General features: G+C 67.4%; 19 protein-coding genes. 11 read left to right on the top strand and 8 right to left on the bottom strand.

Features of this window, described 5'->3' with window-relative positions; all coding sequences use genetic code 11:
* Nucleotides 1-115 precede the first annotated feature (115 nt).
* From AC1DS6_RS01970 to AC1DS6_RS01950, 5 genes are all read left to right on the top strand, one after another.
* The gene (locus AC1DS6_RS01970) at nucleotides 116-1498 is read left to right on the top strand and encodes an MmgE/PrpD family protein (RefSeq protein ID WP_477101840.1); all 1383 of its coding nucleotides are present in this window, start codon (nucleotides 116-118) and stop codon (nucleotides 1496-1498) included.
* Nucleotides 1499-1524: 26 nt separating this feature from the next.
* Nucleotides 1525-2373, top strand: a complete 849-nt coding sequence (locus AC1DS6_RS01965; protein WP_441630924.1) for an HpcH/HpaI aldolase/citrate lyase family protein — start codon at nucleotides 1525-1527, stop codon at nucleotides 2371-2373.
* On the top strand, nucleotides 2370-3224 hold the full coding sequence (locus AC1DS6_RS01960; RefSeq protein WP_477101839.1) for an HTD2 family dehydratase: 855 nt from the start codon (nucleotides 2370-2372) through the stop codon (nucleotides 3222-3224). The genes AC1DS6_RS01965 and AC1DS6_RS01960 overlap by 4 nt, the downstream gene beginning before the upstream one ends.
* A gap of 76 nt (nucleotides 3225-3300) precedes the next feature.
* Nucleotides 3301-4308 (top strand): tripartite tricarboxylate transporter substrate binding protein, encoded by a 1008-nt coding sequence (locus tag AC1DS6_RS01955; RefSeq protein WP_477101838.1) that lies wholly within the window; start codon nucleotides 3301-3303, stop codon nucleotides 4306-4308.
* 88 nt (nucleotides 4309-4396) lie between these two features.
* A complete protein-coding gene (locus AC1DS6_RS01950; RefSeq protein ID WP_045235429.1) occupies nucleotides 4397-4912 on the top strand; it encodes a MaoC family dehydratase in 516 nt (171 codons plus the stop codon).
* An 82-nt stretch (nucleotides 4913-4994) separates the two neighbouring features.
* On the opposite strand, the gene AC1DS6_RS01945 is transcribed toward AC1DS6_RS01950, so the two are convergent.
* The 3 genes from AC1DS6_RS01945 to AC1DS6_RS01935 all read right to left on the bottom strand — a co-directional run bounded on the left by AC1DS6_RS01945 (nucleotide 4995) and on the right by AC1DS6_RS01935 (nucleotide 8641).
* A complete protein-coding gene (locus tag AC1DS6_RS01945; RefSeq protein WP_441630917.1) occupies nucleotides 4995-5960 on the bottom strand; it encodes a Bug family tripartite tricarboxylate transporter substrate binding protein in 966 nt (321 codons plus the stop codon).
* Nucleotides 5961-6070: 110 nt separating this feature from the next.
* On the bottom strand, nucleotides 6071-7615 hold the full coding sequence (locus AC1DS6_RS01940; RefSeq protein ID WP_477101837.1) for a class I adenylate-forming enzyme family protein: 1545 nt from the start codon (nucleotides 7613-7615) through the stop codon (nucleotides 6071-6073).
* Between the two features lie 57 nt (nucleotides 7616-7672).
* Entirely contained in the window at nucleotides 7673-8641 is a 969-nt protein-coding gene (locus AC1DS6_RS01935; RefSeq protein WP_477101836.1) for a tripartite tricarboxylate transporter substrate binding protein, read from the bottom strand.
* Nucleotides 8642-8907: 266 nt separating this feature from the next.
* Here AC1DS6_RS01935 and AC1DS6_RS01930 point away from each other — a divergent pair, with 266 nt between their 5' ends.
* Nucleotides 8908-10116 carry an acyl-CoA dehydrogenase family protein gene (locus AC1DS6_RS01930; protein ID WP_477101835.1) on the top strand — a complete coding sequence of 403 codons (1209 nt, stop codon included), beginning with the start codon at nucleotides 8908-8910 and terminating at the stop codon, nucleotides 10114-10116.
* A 58-nt stretch (nucleotides 10117-10174) separates the two neighbouring features.
* Complete coding sequence (locus AC1DS6_RS01925) at nucleotides 10175-11302, top strand: acyl-CoA dehydrogenase family protein (RefSeq protein WP_441630909.1); 1128 nt, start codon at nucleotides 10175-10177, stop codon at nucleotides 11300-11302.
* 576 nt (nucleotides 11303-11878) lie between these two features.
* Here the strand turns inward: AC1DS6_RS01925 and AC1DS6_RS01920 are convergent.
* The 4 genes from AC1DS6_RS01920 to AC1DS6_RS01905 form a co-directional block, all read right to left on the bottom strand.
* Complete coding sequence (locus tag AC1DS6_RS01920; protein WP_441630958.1) at nucleotides 11879-13417, bottom strand: acetolactate synthase large subunit; 1539 nt, start codon at nucleotides 13415-13417, stop codon at nucleotides 11879-11881.
* Between the two features lie 100 nt (nucleotides 13418-13517).
* Nucleotides 13518-14297 (bottom strand): GntR family transcriptional regulator, encoded by a 780-nt coding sequence (locus AC1DS6_RS01915; protein WP_441630907.1) that lies wholly within the window; start codon nucleotides 14295-14297, stop codon nucleotides 13518-13520.
* 214 nt (nucleotides 14298-14511) lie between these two features.
* Entirely contained in the window at nucleotides 14512-15564 is a 1053-nt protein-coding gene (locus tag AC1DS6_RS01910) for a DUF535 family protein (RefSeq protein WP_477101834.1), read from the bottom strand.
* Between the two features lie 475 nt (nucleotides 15565-16039).
* Complete coding sequence (locus AC1DS6_RS01905) at nucleotides 16040-17530, bottom strand: SLC13 family permease (RefSeq protein ID WP_477101833.1); 1491 nt, start codon at nucleotides 17528-17530, stop codon at nucleotides 16040-16042.
* Between the two features lie 154 nt (nucleotides 17531-17684).
* Here AC1DS6_RS01905 and AC1DS6_RS01900 point away from each other — a divergent pair, with 154 nt between their 5' ends.
* Entirely contained in the window at nucleotides 17685-18470 is a 786-nt protein-coding gene (locus tag AC1DS6_RS01900; RefSeq protein ID WP_477101832.1) for an AraC family transcriptional regulator, read from the top strand.
* Nucleotides 18471-18515: 45 nt separating this feature from the next.
* On the opposite strand, the gene AC1DS6_RS01895 is transcribed toward AC1DS6_RS01900, so the two are convergent.
* Nucleotides 18516-18989 (bottom strand): MarR family winged helix-turn-helix transcriptional regulator, encoded by a 474-nt coding sequence (locus AC1DS6_RS01895; protein WP_477101831.1) that lies wholly within the window; start codon nucleotides 18987-18989, stop codon nucleotides 18516-18518.
* Between the two features lies 1 nt (nucleotide 18990).
* On the opposite strand from AC1DS6_RS01895, the gene AC1DS6_RS01890 reads away from it, so the two are divergent.
* The 3 genes from AC1DS6_RS01890 to AC1DS6_RS01880 are packed head-to-tail and all read left to right on the top strand — an operon-like array spanning nucleotide 18991 to nucleotide 20612.
* Nucleotides 18991-19299: an FUSC family protein gene (locus tag AC1DS6_RS01890; RefSeq protein ID WP_477101830.1), complete on the top strand. Its 309-nt coding sequence runs from the start codon at nucleotides 18991-18993 to the stop codon at nucleotides 19297-19299.
* Nucleotides 19300-19326: 27 nt separating this feature from the next.
* Complete coding sequence (locus AC1DS6_RS01885) at nucleotides 19327-19842, top strand: MarR family winged helix-turn-helix transcriptional regulator (RefSeq protein ID WP_477101829.1); 516 nt, start codon at nucleotides 19327-19329, stop codon at nucleotides 19840-19842.
* Nucleotides 19839-20612 (top strand): DNA alkylation repair protein, encoded by a 774-nt coding sequence (locus AC1DS6_RS01880; RefSeq protein ID WP_477101828.1) that lies wholly within the window; start codon nucleotides 19839-19841, stop codon nucleotides 20610-20612. The genes AC1DS6_RS01885 and AC1DS6_RS01880 overlap by 4 nt, the downstream gene beginning before the upstream one ends.
* Nucleotides 20613-20680 lie beyond the last annotated feature (68 nt).

Below are 20680 nucleotides of genomic sequence, written 5' to 3'. Positions count from 1 at the left end.
GCCATGACGTCTGCGCACAATTTCGCGCAGGCGTGGCTCCCCTCTCCCGCTGGTGTGGGAAAGGGGAGGAAAACAGAAAGACGAACAACCACCCCGAACACCGTCCGGAGCCGGCATGAGCCAAGCCACTGACCACACCTACCCTACCCGCCAGCTGTGCGAGTTCCTGGCCCGCTTCACGCTGGCCGACGTGCCCGCCGAAGTGGTGGAGCGCACCAAGGACCTCTTCCTCGACTGGATTGCCTCGGCCATCGCCGGCAAGGACGCTCCCGCCGTGCGCAAGCTGCAGGAGTTCGTCGCCGCCATGGGCCCGCAGCAGGGCCCGGCCGAAGTGCTGGTGGACCGCCGCCGCACTTCGCCCTACTTCGCCGCGCTGATCAACGGCGCGTCCTCGCACGTGGTGGAGCAGGACGACGTGCACAACAGCTCGGTGCTGCATCCCGCCGCCGTGGTGTTCCCCGCGGTGATCGCCGCCGCCCAGACTGAAGGCAAGAGCGGCGCGGACGTGCTGCTGGCCTCCATCGCCGGCTACGAAGCGGGCATCCGCATCGGCGAATTCATGGGCCGTTCGCACTATCGCGTGTTCCACACCACCGGCACCGTCGGCACGCTGGCGGCGGCCGCGGCCGTGGCCAAGCTCTACGGCATGGATGCCGAGGGCATCAACCAGGCGCTCGGCTCGGCCGGCACCCAGGCCGCCGGCCTGTGGGAATTCCTGCGCGACGCCGCGGACTCAAAGCAACTGCACACCGCCAAGGCCGCCGCCGACGGCCTGATGTCCGCGTGGATCGCGCGCGCGGGCTTCACCGGCGCCAGGCGTATCCTGGAAGGCCCGCAGGGCATGGCCGCCGGGATGTCCAGCGACGCCAACCCGGCCGCGCTGACCGACGGCCTGGGCAAGCGCTGGGCCACCGCCGAAACCTCCTTCAAGTTCTTCGCCTCGTGCCGCCACACGCACCCGGCGGCCGATGCCCTCAAGGACCTGATGCTGCGCGAGGCACTCCGCGCGGACCAGATCGCCGGCGTGACCGCGCACGTGCACCAGGGCGCCATCGACGTGCTTGGCCCGGTGACCGATCCCAAGACCATCCACCAGGCCAAGTTCTCCATGGGTACGGTACTGGGACTGGTGGCGGTGCACGCGCACGCCGGCCTGGGCGAATTCGAGGACCATGCGCTGCAGGACGCAAAGGTAGCCGCCTTCCGCGACAAGGTGGAGATGGTGCTGGACGACGAGATCAATGCCGCCTACCCGCGCCAGTGGATCGGCCGCGTTACGGTGAAGACCACCGACGGCCGCACGCTGGCGGGCCGCGTGGATGTGCCGAAGGGCGATCCGGGCAATACGCTGTCGCGCCCGGAACTCGAAGCCAAGGCGCTGCAGCTGGGCGCCTTCCGCCACGGCGCGGGCGAGGCCGAGATGCGTGCGATCATTGCCCGCGTGTGGGCGCTGGAAAAACAGGCGAACGTCAACGACTGGCTGCCCGTCACCAAGTAACGCCCCATCCTGACGAGACCCGCTTCATGTCCACCGCCATCACCTACCTGTTCGTGCCGGGCGACCGGCCCGAACGCTTCGACAAAGCGGCCGCCGCCGCGCCAGACGCGCTGATCCTCGATCTCGAGGATGCCGTGCATCCGGACGCCAAGCCAGCCGCGCGCACGGCCATTACCTCGTGGTTGCTTGAACGTGGCGCACAGGCGCAGGCCTATGTGCGCATCAACGACACCAGCTCCGCCGCCTTCGCCGCCGATATGGACTGGCTGCGCGCGCTGCCGTCCGACGCGCCGCTGGCGGGCCTGCTGGTGCCCAAGGCCGAAGACCCGGCCGCGCTTGGCGAGATCGCCCGGGCGCTGGCGCAGGTCAACCCGCAAGGCCGCATCGTGGCGATCATCGAAAGCGCGCGCGGGCTGCACGGCATCGACGCGGTCGCCACCGCGCGCGGCGTGTCGCGGCTGGCTTTCGGCTCCCTGGACTTCGCCGTGGACCTCGGCTGCGCCCATACGCGTGAAGCCTTGCTGATGGCGCGCTCGCGCATCGTGCTGGCCTCGCGCGTGGCGGCACTGCCGCCGCCCGTGGACGGCGTCACCACCGCGCTCAAGGACGAAGCCGTGCTGGCCGACGACGTGGCGCACGCGCGCGCGCTCGGCTTTGCCGCCAAGCTGTGCATCCACCCCGCCCAGCTTGCCGCGGTGCGCGCTGGCTTCCTGCCCACGGCGGAGCAACTGGACTGGGCGCAGCGCGTGCTGGCCGCCACCGCCAGTGGCAGCCACGCGGTACAGGTCGACGGCAAGATGGTCGACCGCCCCGTCATCGAACAGGCCCGGCGCATCCTCGCGCTGGCAAACCACCCCGCAGCGAACCAGCCATGACCCAACTCGAAACCCTGCGCGCCTGGATCGGCCGCAGTGAAAGCCGCACCGAGACCCTTGCCCCCGAGCCCGTGATCGGCCTCGCGGCCACCCTGGACCTCGATGGCGAAGCGCTGGTACGCGGCCCGTTGCCGCCGCTGTGGCACTGGCTCTACTTCCTGCCGCGCGCGCCGCAGCGCGAGCTCGGGCGGGACGGCCACCCGGCGCTGGGCGGCTTTATGCCGCCGGTGCCGCTGCCGCGCCGCATGTGGGCCGGCGGCGAGCTGGATTTCCACAAGCCGCTGCGGGTGGGCGATACCGTCACCCGCACGTCCACTGTGCGCAATGTCGAGCACAAGAGCGGGCGCAGCGGCGAGCTGTGGTTCGTCACCGTGGAACATGCGCTGACGGTCGACGGCGAGACCGCGCTGAGCGAGCGTCACGACCTGGTCTACCGCGCCATGCCGGAACCGGGACAGCCGCTGCCGCCGCGCCCGCGCCTGGCGCATCAGGCCCAGTGGCAGCGCCAGTTGCGCGCCGACCCGGTCATGCTGTTCCGCTTCTCGGCGCTCACCTTCAACGGCCACCGCATCCACTACGACCACGACTATGTGCGCGACGTGGAAGGCTACCCCGGCCTGGTCGTGCACGGCCCGCTGCAGGCCATGCTCACGCTGGACCTGCTGGCGCGCGAGATGCCCGGCGCCACGGTGCGCCGCTTCGGCTTCCGCGGGCTGGCGCCGATGTTCGATCACGACCTGGTGACCGTAGGCGGCACGCTCGATGCCGCCACACCTGGCAAGGTCACGCTGTGGACCGGCGACGATGCCGGCGGCCAGTCGATGGAGGCATGGGCCGTGGTGGAGAACTGACCGGCACGCAGGCGAAGGACAGCAGGACATCTACAACATCGGGGTAACGGGGAACCACATCAACAGGAGAATTCCGATGCATGCAGTCCGCAACACCCGGTCCAACATCCGGCGCAGAATCCGGCACATCGCCAGCGCCGCCCTCGTCCTGTGCGGCGCCACGCCTGCGCTCGCGCAGCCAGCGCAGCAAGCCCAGTCCTACCCCACCCGCCCGGTGACGCTGATCGTGCCCTACGCGCCCGGCGGCACCACCGACGTGGTGGTGCGCCAGTTCGCCGTGGCCTTGCAAAAGGCGCTGGGCCAGACCGTGGTGGTCGACAACAAGCCCGGCGTGGCCGGCACCATGGGCGCGCTCGCGCTCAGGCAGGCGAAGCCCGACGGCTATACGCTCTCGATGATGCCGGTGACCGTATTCCGCCAGCCCTTCATCCAGAAGACCGCCTTCGATCCGGCACACGATTTCACCTACCTCTCGCGCATCACCGGCTACACCTTCGGCGTGGTGGTGCGGGCCGATTCACCGTGGAAGAACTGGAGCGATTTCCTGCGCGACGCGCGCGCCCGGCCGGGCACCGTCAGCTACGGCTCGCCGGGCCAGTTCAGCTCGCCGCATATCACCATGATCGAGCTGGTCACCAAGGAGAAGCTGACGGTCAACCACGTCCCGTTCAAGGGCGATGCCGATTGCCTGAACTCTCTGATGGGCAACCATGTGCAGCTTTGCGCAGCCGGTAGTTCCGCCGGCACGCTGGTCGATGCGGGCAAGCTGCGCTGGATCAACCTGTGGACGGCGCAACGCTCGCCGCGCTGGCCCGACGTCCCTACGCTGCGCGAGCTGGGCTACGACATCGTCTCCAACTCGCCCTACGGCGTGGCCGGCCCGAAAGGCATGGACCCGAAAGTGGTCGGCATCCTGCAGGATGCGCTGCGGCGGGCTGCCGAAGACCCGCAGCACCTTGCCGCGCTAAAGCGGCAGGATCAGGACCTGATGTACCTGGACAGCGCCGGCTACACCCGCTTTGCCATGCAGCAGATCGCACAGGAGAAAGCGCTGGTGGAACGGCTGGGCATCAAGCCCGATTGATCCATCGCCCTCGCCGCGCCAGGCCGTGGCGCAGCGCGGGTTCTTCTGCTTGCGCGCTTCTTCGCGCCACCAACCCCGACACCAACCGATGACCATCAAGCCCTCCGCAGCGAACCCCGAAGCTGCCAGCTTCGACCCGCGCAGCCACCGCATGTGCGAACAACGCTATTTCGAAGATTTCGTGCCCGGCGAACGCTTTGTGCTTCCCTCGCGCACCATGACCGAGGCGCTGTTCGCCGCCTTCCAGCTGGCGAGCGGCGACAACCATCCCGTGCATTACGACGCGGAGTACTGCCGCGCCCACGGCATGCCGCACATGCTGGCGCACGGCTACCAGGTACTGATCCAGACCGCGGCGGGCGCCGGGCTGTTCCCGCACATGGTGGAAGAGTCGTTGAAGGGCTTTCTCGACCAGAGCAGCCGCTTCCTGCATCCGGTCTACGCGGGAGACACGCTGTACAGTACGCTGGAAGTCAGCGAACTCGCGCCGAACCGCACCACTGGCGTGCTGACCTTGCGCTCGACGGTACACAACCAGCACGGCGTGCTGGTGCTCGACGGCGTGCAGCGCTACCTGCTGCGCAAGCGCGCACCGGCCGCCTGAACGGCGCCGGGAAAAAAAGGGTTCATTCGACCGCTGCCGTAGCTCCCCTCTCCCACAATTCGGGGAGGGGAACCATCCGGCCTCAATCCACCTGGATATTCGCCGTCTTCACCACCCCGCCCCACAGCTTCAGTTCGCGCTGGATACGATCGGCCAGCGGCTTCGGCCCGGTGATATTGAGGTCATAGCCGCCCTGCGTCATGCGCTGCTGAAAGGCAGGATCATCGCCGATGGCCTTTTGCGCCTTGACCAGCTTGTCCACCACGTCGGCGGGCATTTTCTGCGGGCCGATCAGCGCGTACCAGCCGGTCAGGTCGTAATTCTTCATGCCGGACTCGACCATCGTCGGCACCGTCGGCAGCGCCGCGTTGCGCGTCTTCGACGTCACCGCCAGCGCGCGCACCTTGCCGCCCTGGATATAGCCGATGGCGGTGCCCGTGATATCGAACATGAACGTGACCTTGCCGCCGATCACATCGGCCATCGCAGGCGAATTGCCCTTGTACGGCACATGCAGCATCTTGACCCCGCTCATCTGCGCCAGCCACTCGGCCGACAAGTGGTTCGAGGCGCCGACACCGGCCGAGCCGAAGCTCACGCCCTCGGGATGCTTGCGCGCGTACTCGACCAACTCGCCTACGTCCTTCGCCGGGAAGTCCTTGTTGATCAGCAATACGTTGGTGTAATCGGTGATCAGGCCGATGTAGGTGAAATCCTTGTTCGGGTTGAAGTTCACCGACTTCTGGATCAGCGGCGTCATGGTCATGGTCGGGCTGGCCACGAAGTAGAGCGTGTAGCCGTCCGGCGTCGCGCGCGCGGTCAGGTCCGCGGCGATGGCGCCGCTGGCGCCGGCGCGGTTGTCCACCACCACCGGCTGCTTGAGCGCGCGGCCCAGGTAATCGGCATAGATGCGCGCGGCGGTATCGACCGGACCGCCAGGGGCGTAGCCCACGATCAGTTTCACGGGCCGCGTGGGATAGCTGTCCGCCATTGCCGTGCCTTGCACCAGCGCCAGCAGCGCGCCAGCCATCATCATCCATCGTTTCATCTGTCTCCTCCTTGTTGTGTGTTCTGCCAGCCCCCGTTTTGCCGGGGCGCTGGCGGCTAGTACGCTTCGACCCGCGGCGAAGCGGTGGCGGCGGCACCGGCCGCCGCAGGTCATGCCGCTACGGCGCCGCCGTCCAGCATGGCGCGCAGCGGCTGCTTCAGGAGCTTGCCGCTGGCGGTGGTGGGAATGGTCTCGATCAAGCGGATCTGCGCGGGCCGCTTGTACGGCGCCAGGCTTTCCCGCAGGTACGCTTCCAGGGCGGCGAGGTCCAGTTTCACGCCCGGTTGCGTTTCAATAAAGGCCACGACTTCTTCGTTGCCGTCGGCTGCCGCGCGCCCGACCACGGCGGACTGGCGCACGCCGGGGAAGGCATTGATGACGGACTCCACCTCGATCGGGTAGACGTTGAAGCCCGAGCGGATGATCAGGTCCTTGGAGCGGCCCACGATAAACAACGCGCCGTCTTCACCGAGGAAACCGAGATCTCCGGTGTTGAGCCAGCCGCCCGGCAGCAGCGCCTCGGCGGTCTGCTCCGCGTTGCGGAAATAGCCGCGCATCACGCCAGGCCCGCGCACGCGGATCTGGCCGCGTTCGCCGGCGGGCATCGGCTCGCCCTGCTCGTTGGTGATGTTGATCTCCACGCCTTCGACGATGTAGCCGGCCGAGCAATCGGCGCGCGGCGCATCCATGCGGGTGATGAACAGCGAACCGGCGTATTCGGTGATGCCGTAGCCGTGATGCAGCGGCTGGCCGAACCATGCCTCGGTGTCGCGCTTGAGGGTCGGGTCCAGCGGCGCGCCGCCGGTATAGAGATAGCGCAGGCGGGGAAATGCCGCGGAGCCGCTCTCCAGCGACGACTCCCGCGCCACCGCCATGATGCGCGTGAACATGGTCGGCACGCCTTGCAGCATGGTGACACCGGGCGATGCCAGCGCGGCGAAGACATCGGCGGCATCGAAGCGGGGGCGCATCACCAGGCTGGCGCCGGCGTACAGCGTGGCCATCAGCACGGTGGCGATGCCGAAGATGTGCGACAGCGGCAGCGCGCCGTAGGCGATATCGTCCGGCCCCAGGTTGCGCGAGGTTGCCGAGATCCGCGCGAAGACCGTCAGGCCGGCGTGCGGCACCATCACGCCCTTGGGCGCGCCGGTAGTGCCGGAGGTGTAGATCAGCGTGGCAACGTCGCGCGCCTGGGCGGCATCCACGCGCGCGGGCACCTGTTCGGCGCGCAGGCTGGCGAAGTCCGGATCGAGCGCGGCGCAACCGGTGGGCTGCGCCCCAAGCCGCCTGCCGTGGGCGGCGGCCACATCGGAGACATGGTTGGTAAAGAACGTCAGCAGCGGCTCGGCATGAGCGCGGATGCCGTCGATCTCGCGCGGCGAAAGCCGCGCGTTGACCTGGATCGGCCAGGCGTGCAGTGCGCTGCAGGCGAACAGCATCACCACCATCTCGGCGCAGTTCTCGCCCACCACCATCACGCGGTCGCCCTGCCCTACGCCTTGCGCGGCGAGCCAGTCGCGCGTGGCCGTGATGCGCTCCCACAGCGCGCCGTAGCTGAGCACGCCGCCGGTCTCGTACAGGCAGGGAGCCTGGGGCGATTGCTCGGCCCAGTGCCGGGGGATGTCATGGATGAACTCGGGACGGAAGGAGGACATGATGCGAGTGATGATGAGGTTGGAACCGGACGGACCCGGAAGAGACGCAGAGCAAGCTCACTGATCCAGGTGGATGTGAGCCGACTTGATCAGGCCGTCCCACTTCTGGTACTGGGTGCGCATATACGTACCGAACTGCGCCGGCGTGGAAGGAAAGGGCACGGTGCCCTGGCTTGCCAGCCGCGCCGCCAGCTCGGGCTGCGCGAGCGCAGCCACGATCTCGGCGTTGAGGCGGTCGACCACGGCCGCCGGCGTATTGGCGGGCGCCACCACACCGAACCACGCGGTCAGCTCGTAGCCGGGCACGCCGGCCGCCGCCAGCGTCGGCACGCCGGGCAACTGCCCGGACGGCGTGGCGGTGGTGACCGCCAGCGCCCGCACGCGGCCATCGCGCACATAGGGCAAGGCGGTGGAAATGCTGTCGAACATCATGGTGAGGCGCCCGCCGATGAGGTCGGTCATGGCCGGTGCGCTGCCCTTGTACGGCACATGCTCGATGCGCACGCCCGCCAGGTGGGTGAACAGTTCACCGGCGAGGTGCGAGGACGAACCGTTGCCGAAGGAGCCGTAGCTCAGCTTGCCGGGCTCGCGCCGCGCCAGCGCCAGCAGTTCGGCCACATTGCGCGCGGGCACCGCGGGGTGCACCACCAGTACGTTGGGCAGGTAGGCCACCGAGGCCACCGGCGCGAAATCCTTGAGCGGGTCGTAGCCGGGCTTGTCGTAGAGGCTCTTGTTCACGGCCAGCGAGCCGAAGGTGCCGAACAGCAGGGTGTAGCCGTCGGCCGGCGCGCGCGCCACCGCCACGGCGGCGATATTGCCGCCCGCGCCAGGCCGGTTCTCGATGACCACCGGCTGGCCCAGCCGTACTGAAAGTGCGTGGCTGACCTCGCGAGCCAGCAGGTCCGTGGCGCCACCCGGCGGGAAGGGCACGACCAGCCGCACCGGTTTGTCCGGATAGGCCGCAAACGCGCTCGCGGTGGCGGCAAGCCATCCGCAGAGCACGAACCATTTTGTCCAGCGTGACATCGCCCGTCTCCTCGGCGTTGATTGTGTTTTTGCTGCGATGGAACTGCGCCAGTGTGAGCCAGGCGCCGGTGGCGTGCTATTTGGATTTGGCTAAGGCCGTGTTCTGCCCGGCACGTGCGCCTGCGCAGGGCCGGCATCGGTTAGGAAGCGCAAAAGGACGGCTTTGTCATTCCGGAAGAAGCGAACGTCCGCCCCCCCATAGAATCGCAGCATCGTATCGAAGTGGCGGCCGGCGGCCAGCCTTTCCCAACCGAGGGGACAAGCAGATGGATTTGCGTTTCAACGCGGCGGAACAAGCGTTCCGCGAAGAGGTTCGGGGTTTTGTGCAGGGCAGCCTGCCCGCGGATATCCGGGACAAGGTGCTGGCCCACCAGCGCGTCGAGAAGGACGACTACGTGCGCTGGCACCGCATCCTGCACGCGCAGGGCTGGGGCGCGCCGACCTGGCCCACGGAATGGGGCGGCACGGGCTGGAACGCGCTGCAGCGTCTGATCTTCGAGATCGAGGCCTTCCGCGCGGGGGCGCCGCGCCTGCTGCCCTTCGGCCTGACCATGATCGGGCCGGTGCTGATGAAATATGCCAGCCAGGAACATAAGGAACGCTTCCTGCCGCGCATCCCCACGGTCGAGGATTTCTGGTGCCAGGGCTACTCCGAGCCCGGCTCCGGTTCCGACCTGGCCTCGCTCAAGACCCGCGCCGTGCGCCAGGGCGACCGCTACATCGTCAACGGCCAGAAAACCTGGACCACGATGGCGCACTTTGCCGACTGGATCTTCTGCCTGGTACGCACCGACACCGAAGCCAAGCCGCAGGAAGGCATCTCGATGCTGCTGATCGACATGAAGACGCCGGGCATGACGGTGCGCCCGATCGTCACGCTCGACGGCGGCCACGACGTCAACGAAGTCTGGTTCGAGGACGTGGAAGTGCCCGTGGGCAACCTGCTGGGCGAGGAAAACCGCGGCTGGACCTACGCCAAATACCTGCTGGGCCACGAGCGCACCGGCATTGCCGGCATCGGCCACTGCAACCGCGAACTGCGCCAGCTCAAGCATTACGCCGCGCAAGCCACCGATGGCGCCGGCCGCCCGCTGATCGACGATGTACGCATGCGCGACAAGATCGCCCGCATCGAGATGGACATCATGGCGCTGGAAATGCTGCTGCTGCGCGTCGCCACGCAAGACGCGGGCCGCGGCCCCGGCCCGGAAGCCTCCATCGTCAAGATCCGCGGCTCCGAGATCCAGCAGGACCTGGCCATGCTGCAGATGGAAGTAGCCGGCCCCAATGCCTGGCCGTATTCGCCGCGCTGGCTCGAAGCCGGCGAAGCGCCGCCGGCCGATGCGCCGCTGCACGCCCCGGCGTGGGCCGCGCCCGCCGCCTCGACGTACTTCGACATGCGCAAGACATCGATCTACGGCGGCACCACGGAAGTACAAAAGAACATCATCTCCAAGATGATCCTGGGCTTCTGAAGCCACGGAAGACGTCAGAGACTCCGCAAAACCCGGGATTCAAGGAACAGGCACAGCCATGGACTTTAACTACAGCGAAGAGCAGCAGATGCTGGCGGACAGCCTGCGCCGCTTCATCGACACCGAATACACCTTCGACAAACGCCGCAAGAACGCCCGCGGCGGCGGCAGCTTCGACCGCGCCACCTGGGCACAGCTTGCCGAGATGGGTGTGCTGGGCCTGACCGTGCCCGGCGAGTACGGCGGCTTTGGCGAAAGCGCCGCAAGCCAGCTCGTGGTGCAGCGCGAACTCGGGCGCGGCCTGGTGCTGGAACCAGTCACGCCCACTGCCGTGATGTCCGCCGCCGTGCTGAACGCCTACGGCAGCCAAGCCCAGAAAGACGAATGGCTGCCCGCGATCGCCACCGGCGAACGCGTCGTCACCCTCGCCTACCTGGAGCCCACCACCCGCTACCGCCCCGAGACCGCGCGCGCCGGCGCCGAGCGCAAGGGCGACGGCTATGTACTCAACGGCAACAAGAGCCTGGCCTGGCACGGCGAAGCCGCCGACGCCTTCCTGCTCACCGCGCGCATCGCCGGCAGCAACGAACTGGCGCTGTTCCTGGTCCCGCGCGACGCCACCGGACTCACGGTGCGCGGCTACCCCACCATGGACGGCCTGCGCGCCGCCGACCTTGCCTTGCAGAACGTCGCGGTAGACGCCACCGCGCTGGTAGGAGACGCGGCCGACGGCCTGGCCGCCCTGCTCCACGGCATCGACCACGGCATTGCCGCGCTCTGCGCGGAAGCCGCCGGCGCGATGGAAAAACTGATCGAAATCACCGGCGAATACCTGCGCACGCGGCAGCAGTTCGGCAAACCGCTGGCGGCGTTCCAGGCCCTGCAGCACCGGATGGCCGACATGCTGGTACAGAAAGAACTGGCGCTGTCGATGGCGTATGTGGCAGCGCAAGCGCTGGACGAAAGCGACCCCGCGCAACGGCGGCGAATGCTGAGCGCCGCGAAGGTAACTGTGGCCAAGGCCGGGAGAATTGTCGGCCAGCAAGCGGTGCAGCTACACGGCGGCATGGGGATGACGGATGAGCTGGAGGTAGGGGATTACTTCAAGCGATTGACGATGATCGATCCGCTGCTGGGAGACAGTGATTACCACGTGCAGCGATATGGAGAAGTAATGACAGCATGAGGAATTGAACTGGATTTCATTAAAAAATCCAGTTCAACTGCCCAGAAAAAAATGCAGGCCAAACGGCGCAACGATTATCCGTCCGGCCCTGCGGCAATCACGTCTCCGGCAGAAAAACGCATCAAAGCCTCGCAAGCCCCCCTCATCCCCGCAACGGGAAACAGGACCCAACGGGCGCGAATAAAGGCGAGGAAGCCAGGTCACAAGTCGGTGTAGCCGTGTGGAGCGCCCCCAAGGGCGGGCCACACCCCAACGCGATGCGAAGCGAGCCGTCAAGGTGTCCAGGCCGTATGGGGCGCCTCGTCGGCAGGCAAAAAGAGCGGAAAAGAGGGACCCATGTTTGAGTATCGCCTTAAGGCGATGCGAGTTTGGGTCCCGGCCGCTCTTTTTGTCTGCCGACGAGGGGGGGTCGCCCCATCCGGCGCGCTTCTTTGCCTACTTTCTTGGCAAGACAAGAAAGTAGGTCGCCTCCCCGAAGGGGAGGTGAAACTGCCTTTGACTTTAAGCCTTTAAGCCTTTAAGCCTTTAAGCCTTTAAGCCTTTGAACTTAATCAGTTGAATTTGAATTTCAAACCCTCAAATCACCAACTCAATCAAAAACGGCCCCGACCGCGCATTCGCCATACTAAACAACTCCGCAAACCGCCCCATATCCTCAGCCCGCGCAGCCTCCACCCCCATCCCATTAGCCAACTGCACCCAGTTCAGATCCGGATTCCCGATATCCAGCATATCGAGCGCAGTCTTCCCCGGACTAGCCCCGACCCCGGCCAGCTCCCCCAGCAAAATCGCATACTTCCGGTTAGCCAGGATCACCACGGTAACGTCGAGCTTCTCGCGCGCCATGGTCCACAGCGATTGCAGCGTATACATGCCGGAACCGTCAGCCTGCAACGCAACCACCCGGCGTCCGGGCGCCGCCACCGCGGCACCGGTGGCCAACGGCAGGCCATCGCCGATCGCACCGCCGGTGAGCTGCAACCAGTCATGGGGCGCGGCATGCACGGTGCCCGGATAGAAAGCACGCCCAAAGCTGACGCTCTCTTCCACCACGATGGCTTGCTCGGGCAACAACGCAGTCAATGTCTGCGCCACGGCTTCGGAAGTCACCGCGCCCTTGGCGATCTCGTGCGAGGACACGGAGGCCGGCAGCGAAACCGCCGGCGCACCCAGTTCGTCGGCAAGGCGCGCGAGCGCTTCCGCCAGGTCTTGTTCCGGACGCGCCAGCACATGGATTTCCGCATCTTCCGGGTAGGGCCGCGGCGACTTGCCCGGGTAAGCGAAGAAGGTAACCGGCGGCGGCGCGCCTACCAGGATCACATTGCGGATGCCGGCCAGCTTGGCGAGCGATGCGTCGCCGGAGTACGGCACCCGGTCCACATTGAAGCGGCCGCGGCCGCGCGTCACGCGCGCGTTGGACATCGGCGTGATCAGGCGGGCGTCGGTGGCGGCGGCAATGCGGTGCGCGTCGGCCAGCGCGGCTTCGCGCAGCGCGGTGCCGGCCAGCACGATCAGCGTGGGCTGGCCCGAGCGCAACACGCGCGCGGCTTGCCCGATGGCATCCGGGGAGACCTTGGGCAGGGGAATCGGCGCCAGCGGCGCGGCCACCTTGCCGCCGGCATCCCAGCAGACGTCGGACGGCAGGATCAGGCTGGCCACCCCGCCCGGCGCGGCGCATGCGGCCTGTACCGCAGTGGCGGCATCCGCACCTACCGAAGCGGCATGCGTGGCAGTACGGGTCCAGACCGAGACGGGACGCGCCCAGCCTTCGGTGTCGGCGGTCAGCGGCGCGTCGAGCGGGCGATGGTAGGTGGCCTGGTCGCCAACGATATTGATCACCGGCGTCTGCGCGCGGCGCGCGTTGTGCAGGTTGGCCAGGCCATTGGCCAGGCCCGGGCCGCAATGCAGCAGCGTGGCGGCCGGCTTGTCCGCCATGCGGGCGTAGCCGTCGGCCGCGCCCGTCACCACGCCTTCGAACAGGCCCAGCACACAACGCATGCCGGGAATCCGGTCGAGCGCGGCGACGAAATGCATCTCGCTGGTGCCTGGATTGGCAAAGCAGGTGTCCACGCCGCAGGCCAGCAGCGTCCTGACCAGGCTCTCGGCGCCGTTCATCTCGCCCTGCCCGTTGTCTGCCTGGCGGGCATGGTTCCCTTGGTTGCGGTCGGTAGTCTGCATCTTGTTGATTTCCAGTTGGCAGGTAATTGAGTTGGCATCAGCATTGCGCGCCCGGCGCAAGCAGGTCGAAATCCAGGCACACGAACTCGCTCGGGAATTCGATGCGCGCGTAGTAGACGATCACGCTGTCGACGCAGGCGTAGCGCCGCAGCTCGGCCACCGGCGCGCCAACCGGCAAGGCCAGCCGGGCGGCCGATTCCGCGCCCGCCGCGATGATTGACAGGCGCTGCCTGGCGGCAGTGACCTTCAGCTGCGGGAAACGGTCGAGCACCGGCACCGATGGGCCGTGGCGGAAGGCTTCGGGGTTACGCGCGAACACGCTGGCTTCGATGAAAACCTCGCCCAGCGCAAAGGGGCGCTGCTCGATCCGGTGCAGCCGGCGCAGGAAGTGATAGCCCGGCGCACGCGCCGCGCGGCAGGGCATGCCGAGGTCTTCCGGCAACGGCACGGTGCCGACGGATTCCGACAGCGCTTCGGTATCGAGCTGCTCGCCAACCGCAACCACCTGGTCCCAGCTGACTGGCAGCTTCAGCGCGCGGCGCTCACGGCAGCTTGCCTTGACGAAGGTGCCACGCCCGCGCTCGCGGGTCAGAAGGCCTTCCTCGTCCAGCAGCGAGAGTGCGTGGTGCATGGTCATGCGCGCCACGCCAAACTCGCGGCAGAGTTGCTCAAGCGACGGAATGCGCGCGCCCTGGCGCCATTCGCCGCTTTCGATATGGCGGCGGAAGATAGTGGCAAGCTGCAGGTAGACCGGCTGACGGCTGCGGGAAAGGAGATCGCTGTTGACAGGCAAGGCGGTGAAAGCTGGGTTCGGCATCTGCGGCATCTGCGGCATCTGCGGCATCTGCGGTGACGGCGGCCGTGGCGCCAGCGCGCCGCCGCTATATGGAAGCGACCTACTTTAATAAGGTCTATAAACCTAGACTACTGGGGTTTACTGCAAGGCGGACGAAAAAAAAGCGCGGGACGAAATCCCGCGCTGCCTGCATTTTTCTGGTTTGCATCCCCGGCGGGCCTGCCGCCACCCTCTTTTACGCCGCGAGCGCCTCGGGGCCTGCCGGCGCAATGACTTGCGTCAGGACCGGCGCCGGCGTCATGGCCGGTACCGCGCCGGGCGCCGCGAGCCAGTCGCGCACCGTCGCCTGGATGGACTCAACCTGTGCCAGCTTGCGCCTGTAGGCCGAGCGCTTCTTGGACGGCAGCTCCATCACATCGCGGCGCGGCTGGCTGACCGGCATCGCGACATTGCCGCAAGCCAGCGGCTCGCCGCCCGACTCCATCCAGAACCCTTCGTAGTCGCAGAGGATCTCGCGTGGGGTATGGCGCTGGCGCCCCACATGGTTGTTCCTGCAAACGCCCACGATGCGTTGCACGTCCAGCGCGGCGGCAAAGGCGAGCAGGGCCTCCATCACCACATCCTTGGGACGCAGGCCTTCGCAGGCCTTGGTCGCTTCGCGGATCAGGTCGCGGCTGTTTTCGCCCATGGGCCCTTGCAGCCCGCCCACGAAGATCTCCGGCCCGGTCTTGCCTTGCACCAGATAGAAACTAAGCTGGCTCAGGCAGACGCCAGTGGCCGTATCGCGCCAGTAGAAAGCCAGTTCGCCTTCCTTGGGATTGGGCCCGGAGTCGGCCAGGTGCAGTGCGTACCGCCCTTCGCCCACCGCGCATTCGAGGCCGCCGCCCAGGTAGATCCGCTCGTTAAGCGCCAATGGCACCAGCGTATTCAAAATCCGGTAGTGCTCCAGCACGATACGCATGCGCTCGCGGAAACGCAGCCCATATGCGCCGAGCGGACGATATGGACGCTCCAGCAGTGCGGGCCTGGCGAGGGCGACGCGCTGCATCAGCGCGCAGGAACTCACCGCTTGTAGCCAGCTGCGTACCGCCTTATGGCGGAATGCCGAGCTTCCAATCAGCTTGATACGCCTGAGCCACCACTTTCTGCCGCCCGGCGGGTGGCAGAAAGCCGACAGCGCGGCGAGAGCCCCCAGATAACGAAAATAGAAAAAAGGTCCGAGATCCAGAAAGAATCCCTTGGCACTAAGCCCCGATAGCCATTGAAGGCTCGAGATTGGTCCTTGCACGACTTGACGCTCTCCTGTTACCCAATGCAGCAAAGCCGGTGCCCGGTCTTGTGGTGCGCTGCCCTTGCGATCGACACGTCCGCGCTTGCCAGGCGGCAAGCTGCGGCCCTGCCGGGCCCGGATCACGAGGCATGGCCGGCGGCCTGGCAGAGCCTCCGGGTAAACGTATCGCCTCGTAATACTTCGTAACGAATAGTAATACTTCCGGTTGACATGAACACAAGTCATTACCGGCAGAGAGCAAAAAAAACCAGCCGACGCCGGCCGGCCATGCCCTGGGGAATGGCATAGGTCGGGCGTTCGGCGCACCGGCCGGCGTTCCGCGGCGAATTACGAGCGAGCGGCTACGGACAGGCCGACGCGCGGCCGGCCCCCGTGGGCAAAGGCCCGAATCCCGGCTTGCCCGGCGATCCGGGTTAACCAGATGTCGAAGGGCGGAATCATGTCTCAGAGGGCACAAGCTTGCTGGCGGCGCTCACGGCAGGTAGCCCAGCACCCGCCACCAGAAATAGTCCAGCGGCAACAGCACCAGCAAGGTCAGCGCGGCCAGTGCCAGGCACAGCCGGGTGCCCTCGCGCAGCCCTACCCCGCCGAGCTGCATCGCAATCACGATGGGCGGCGACTGGTAGGGGAAAAACACCGTCGAAAACACCGGTACCTGCAGCATCAGCACTGCTTCAAGAGACAAACCCGTGGCCTGCGCCAGTTGCCTGGCCAGCGGCGTCAGCACCGCCGGCAAGCCGGGCAGCGTCGTCATCAGGCCCAGGCTCGCCCCGACCGCGCCCAGCGCGGCCACGTTGGCAGCGGTATGTCCCGGCGAGAGCGGCAGCCAGCGCAGCAGCGCCGCGCTGATGGCCGTCCCCAGCCCGGTCGACTCCACCACGGCGCCCAGGCCAAGGAAGCCTGCTACATAGATGAGGGGCGTGAGATGCACCTGCTCGGCCAGCATGCGCGAGGACACCAGGCCCACGCCAGGCAGCAGGCAGACGATGCATGCAGCCAGCGAGATCCAGGCAGGCGAGATGCCGTGCAGGGTATCCGTGGCAAACCCCGCCACGGCCAGCGCCAGGATCGCCGCCAGCAGCTTTTCCTGGCGGCTCGGCGCGCCCGCTTCCTGGTGGGGCAGTGCCGCGATCGGCCCGTGCTCCGGAAACATCCGGCATACCAGCCAGACCAGCATGAAGGTCTTCAGCACGCCAAGGATGGGAAAATGCAGCAACAGGTAGCTGCCGTAGCTTAGGTTGACGCCATACAGCGAACTCGCCGCGCCGAGCAGCACGCTATTCGGGATATTGGCCGGCAGGATGGTGGTGGGCGGCATATAACTGGCCGCCGCCACGGTCAGCACCATGCCGATGCGGCCGTTGGAGCCCGGCGCGAAGCCGAGCCGGTCAGCCAGCGCCAGCACGATCGGCATCAGAAGCAGGACACGCCCGGTGGTCGAAGGCATCAGGAATGCCAGCCCCACCGCGCTCAGCGCCACGGTGCCGATCACCTGCCGGTAGCTGCCCACCCGGCCGCGGAAAATAATAGCCGCCAGCCGCTGCGCCAGCCCGGTCTGGCGCAAGGCCACCCCGGTTACGGCGCCGCCGAACATCAGCCACCACGCGGTGGAGGCGAAGCCCGAGAACACGACGGAAGCCGGCGCCACATGCAGCAGGATGGCGCACAGGAAGAACAGCAGGGTGGTGGCCGGCTCCGGCAACACGCCAAGCGCCCAGCAGCACACCGTCGACAGCACCAGCGCGGCCGCCAGCACGAGCCCGTCGGGTGCGCCGGTGGCGCGTCCCGCTAGCCACACCGCCGCCACGCACAGGGCAATGACCGTGGCGGCGCGCACGCTGTCCGATAGCTTGCCGGCCGGCGCGGTACCGGCGCCCGCCTTTGGCGCGGAAGCCGCCTGCCCGGCGAGACTGGCGGGAAGAGTGGCGGGGGGCGACAAGCCAGGCCGGCTGCTATTGCTCATGCTAAGGAACTCCGTGGTGCCGATGCGATGAGCGCCATCGTAGGGCGGCACGAAGTGGCTGAGTTACACTTCTCGGGCAATTTCTTACGAATTTCAGCCACCGCCGCGAAGCGCGGCCAATGCGGACATCGGCGGCGACAAGGAGCAACACCGGATGCCACGCACCACCTACCAGCCTGTCCCGCTGACAGAGCCCACCGCCGGGCAGCCGGTCATCGTGCACCTGCGCCTGCCACCACCCAACGCGATCATTCGCCGCCACCGGCATTCGTGGGGGCAGGTCTCCTGTCCCCTACGCGGCAGCATGCGCGTGACCGCGGCCGGGACCACCTGGGTGGTGCCGACCATGCGCGCGGTATGGATACCGCCGGACGTGGAACATGAAGTGGTCACGCTGGGCGAGGCCGCGCTCCACGCTTGCTATGTGCTGCCGGCAGCGTCGCCGCTGTCGCTCGCCACGTGCTCAGTCCTGGAAGTGTCGCCACTGATGCGCCACCTGATGATGGCCCTGACCGAAGCCGCCAGCCTGTCCGAGCGGCGGCGCCATCTGAGCGCCGCCCTGCTGATCGAGGAACTGCGTGCCGCCCCCACCCTCTGGCCGGGGCTGGCGCTGCCGACCGACCGCCGCCTCAAGGCACTGTGCGACGCCCTGATGGAGCAGCCCGGTTCGGCATTGAGCCTGGCGCAATGGGCAGAACTGACGGGCGCCAGCGAACGTACCCTGGCGCGCCTGTTCCGCACCGAGCTGCGCACCAGCTTTGCCGCGTGGCGCCAGCAGCTGCGGCTTGCGCACGCCGTCGACCTGATGAGCCGGGGCAAGCCGCTGGCGCATGTGGCATCCGAGACCGGCTATGCCAATGCCGGTGCGTTCTCCACCATGTTCCGGCGCGCGCTGGGCAAGGCGCCCCGGCACTTCATGGCGCGCAGGTCCGGCGAGTAGCACGCGGCGAAGCCACCCTGCGCGCCTCGCTGGCTGCCCGGCCGCTCAGGAACCGCCCCGCTCCTCCCCCACATCCGGGGCTGGCGCCGTGGCATCATGCGCGGCCAGCTTGAGCATGGCGTGCGCCGCCTTGCCCAGTGCATCACGCTCGCCGTCATCCAGCGCGGCGGCCAGGGCCTCCTCCAGCCACACGGTGCGGGCGTGCATATCGTTGGCCAGCACATCGCCGCCCTTGGGCGTCAGCGAGATCAGGATTTCCCTCCGGTCGGCTTCATTCCTCTCGCGCCGGATCCAGCCCGCCTGTTCCAGCTCGGCGATCAGCCGGGTGAGGGACTGGGGCGCAAGGCGCTCTTCAGCGGCCAGGCGCGACGCGGGGATCGAGCCCGTCCGTTTCAGCGTACTCGGCAGGCTGATTGCCGCGAGGCTTGCCGATCCGTCCGGGCGCTCCGCGCGCAACCGGCGGCCGAGCGCCAGGACGCCGCGCACGATCAGGCCAACTTGCTGGTTTTTCTCCGTCAAGATGACGCAGCGCGTGGCCGGAACCATCCTCGGCGTGATCGGCGCGGCCCTGCTGCTGGGCCATCAGCTCCCTTCCCGGGTCGTCGCTTTCAACGCTGGATGGCTGGCGGGCATCCGGCCGTTGCTGCGGCTGCGCAACTACCTCGTCTATTCGGCCGCGATGACCCCGCTGATGGTCATGATCATGGGGGCAAGCCGGCCCGCCGATGGCGGAATGCTGATGGACCGCGTGGCGGCCACGGTGATCGGCGCCGGCATTGTGCTGCTGGTCGACCGGATGGCAGCCAAGGCAAGAGCACTTGCCACTTAGTTAGGCGCCATATAATATGGCGCCACTATGAATACGCTCGAACAGAAATACCTGGCCCTGCTGGACGCGGCCAGACGACGCCAACTACCCGATCTGGACAGCATCCGGCTGTGCTTCCAGGCACTGTCGCTGGCGTCCGCGATCGACCGCGACTGCGCGGCGCTGCTGGCACCGCATGGGCTGTCCGAAGGCCGTTTCGTGCTGTTGTTCTTGCTGGACGCGGCCAAGGACGGACTGGCGCCCAACGCGCTCGCCGGGCAGGCTGGCGTGACTCGCGCCACCATCACCGGCCTGCTCGATGGGCTGGAGCGCGAGGCGCTGATCGAACGCCACGCCGACAGCATGGACAGGCGCGCGCTGACCATCCGGCTGACCCCCAGGGGCAAGCAAGTCGCGAGGAAGGTGTTCGACGAACACGGCCGCTGGATCGCCAGCCTGTTTGGCGACTTGTCCGCACAGGAGCGCAAGCTGCTCGCCGGGCTGCTGAACAAGGTCTCCGCGGGCATTGCCAGCCGCAGCGCCATGCCGGGGGATCCTGCATGACGCAACCGACAACACGCAAGGGCGCCGGCCGGGCGGCGGACATTCCACCCGACATCCTGGCCGCGCTGGAGCGTGGCGAACTGCAAAGCGCCACGCTGGCCGAATGCCTGGCGTTGAATCAGGCCACGCTGTTGCGAGCCGTGCTTCCAGAGCTCTCGCCACCCGCCATCCGGCAGGCCGAAGCCGCCTGCCAGCTTGGCATCCTCAAGCGCATGGCCAGCATCGGCACCGTTTTGTTCGAAGAGCTTGGCCCCGTGGGCATCGCACGCTGCCAGGCGCATCCATCGGACACCGTGCGCGGCTGGGCCTGCTTCATGGCCGGCATGCAGCCGGGACCGGACCTGAGCCAGCGGCTCGCGGCCATCCGGCCGCTGGCCGACGACCCGCATTTCGGCGTGCGCGAATGGGCCTGGATGGCCATGCGGCCGCATCTCGCCGCCGACCTCGATGCCAGCATCGCCCTGCTGGCCGCCTGGACCGCCGCACCGTCGGAAAGGCTGCGCCGTTTTGCCAGCGAAGCGTTGCGCCCGCGCGGCGTGTGGTGCGCGCACATCGCCGCGCTGAAGAAGAATCCGGCGCAAGCCCTGCCGCTCCTGGAACCGTTGAAGGCCGACACCTCGGCCTATGTACAGGACTCGGTGGCCAACTGGCTCAACGACGCTGCCAAGGATAGTCCAGACTGGGTCCGCGCACTGTGCCTGCACTGGCAGCAAGGCGAACCGGCGGCCGCCACCCGCCGCATTTGCAGCCGCGCGATGCGCAACCTGTAATGGCAGCAAGCGCCTGTCTCGCCATCTGATTGAACGCTCCGCGCCAACACCGGCCCGGCTGGCCATTG

Source organism: Cupriavidus sp. 05L310, assembly GCF_056398185.1.
The sequence above is the reverse complement of the archived record's forward strand: the minus strand, read 5'-3'. Positions and strand labels throughout refer to the sequence as shown.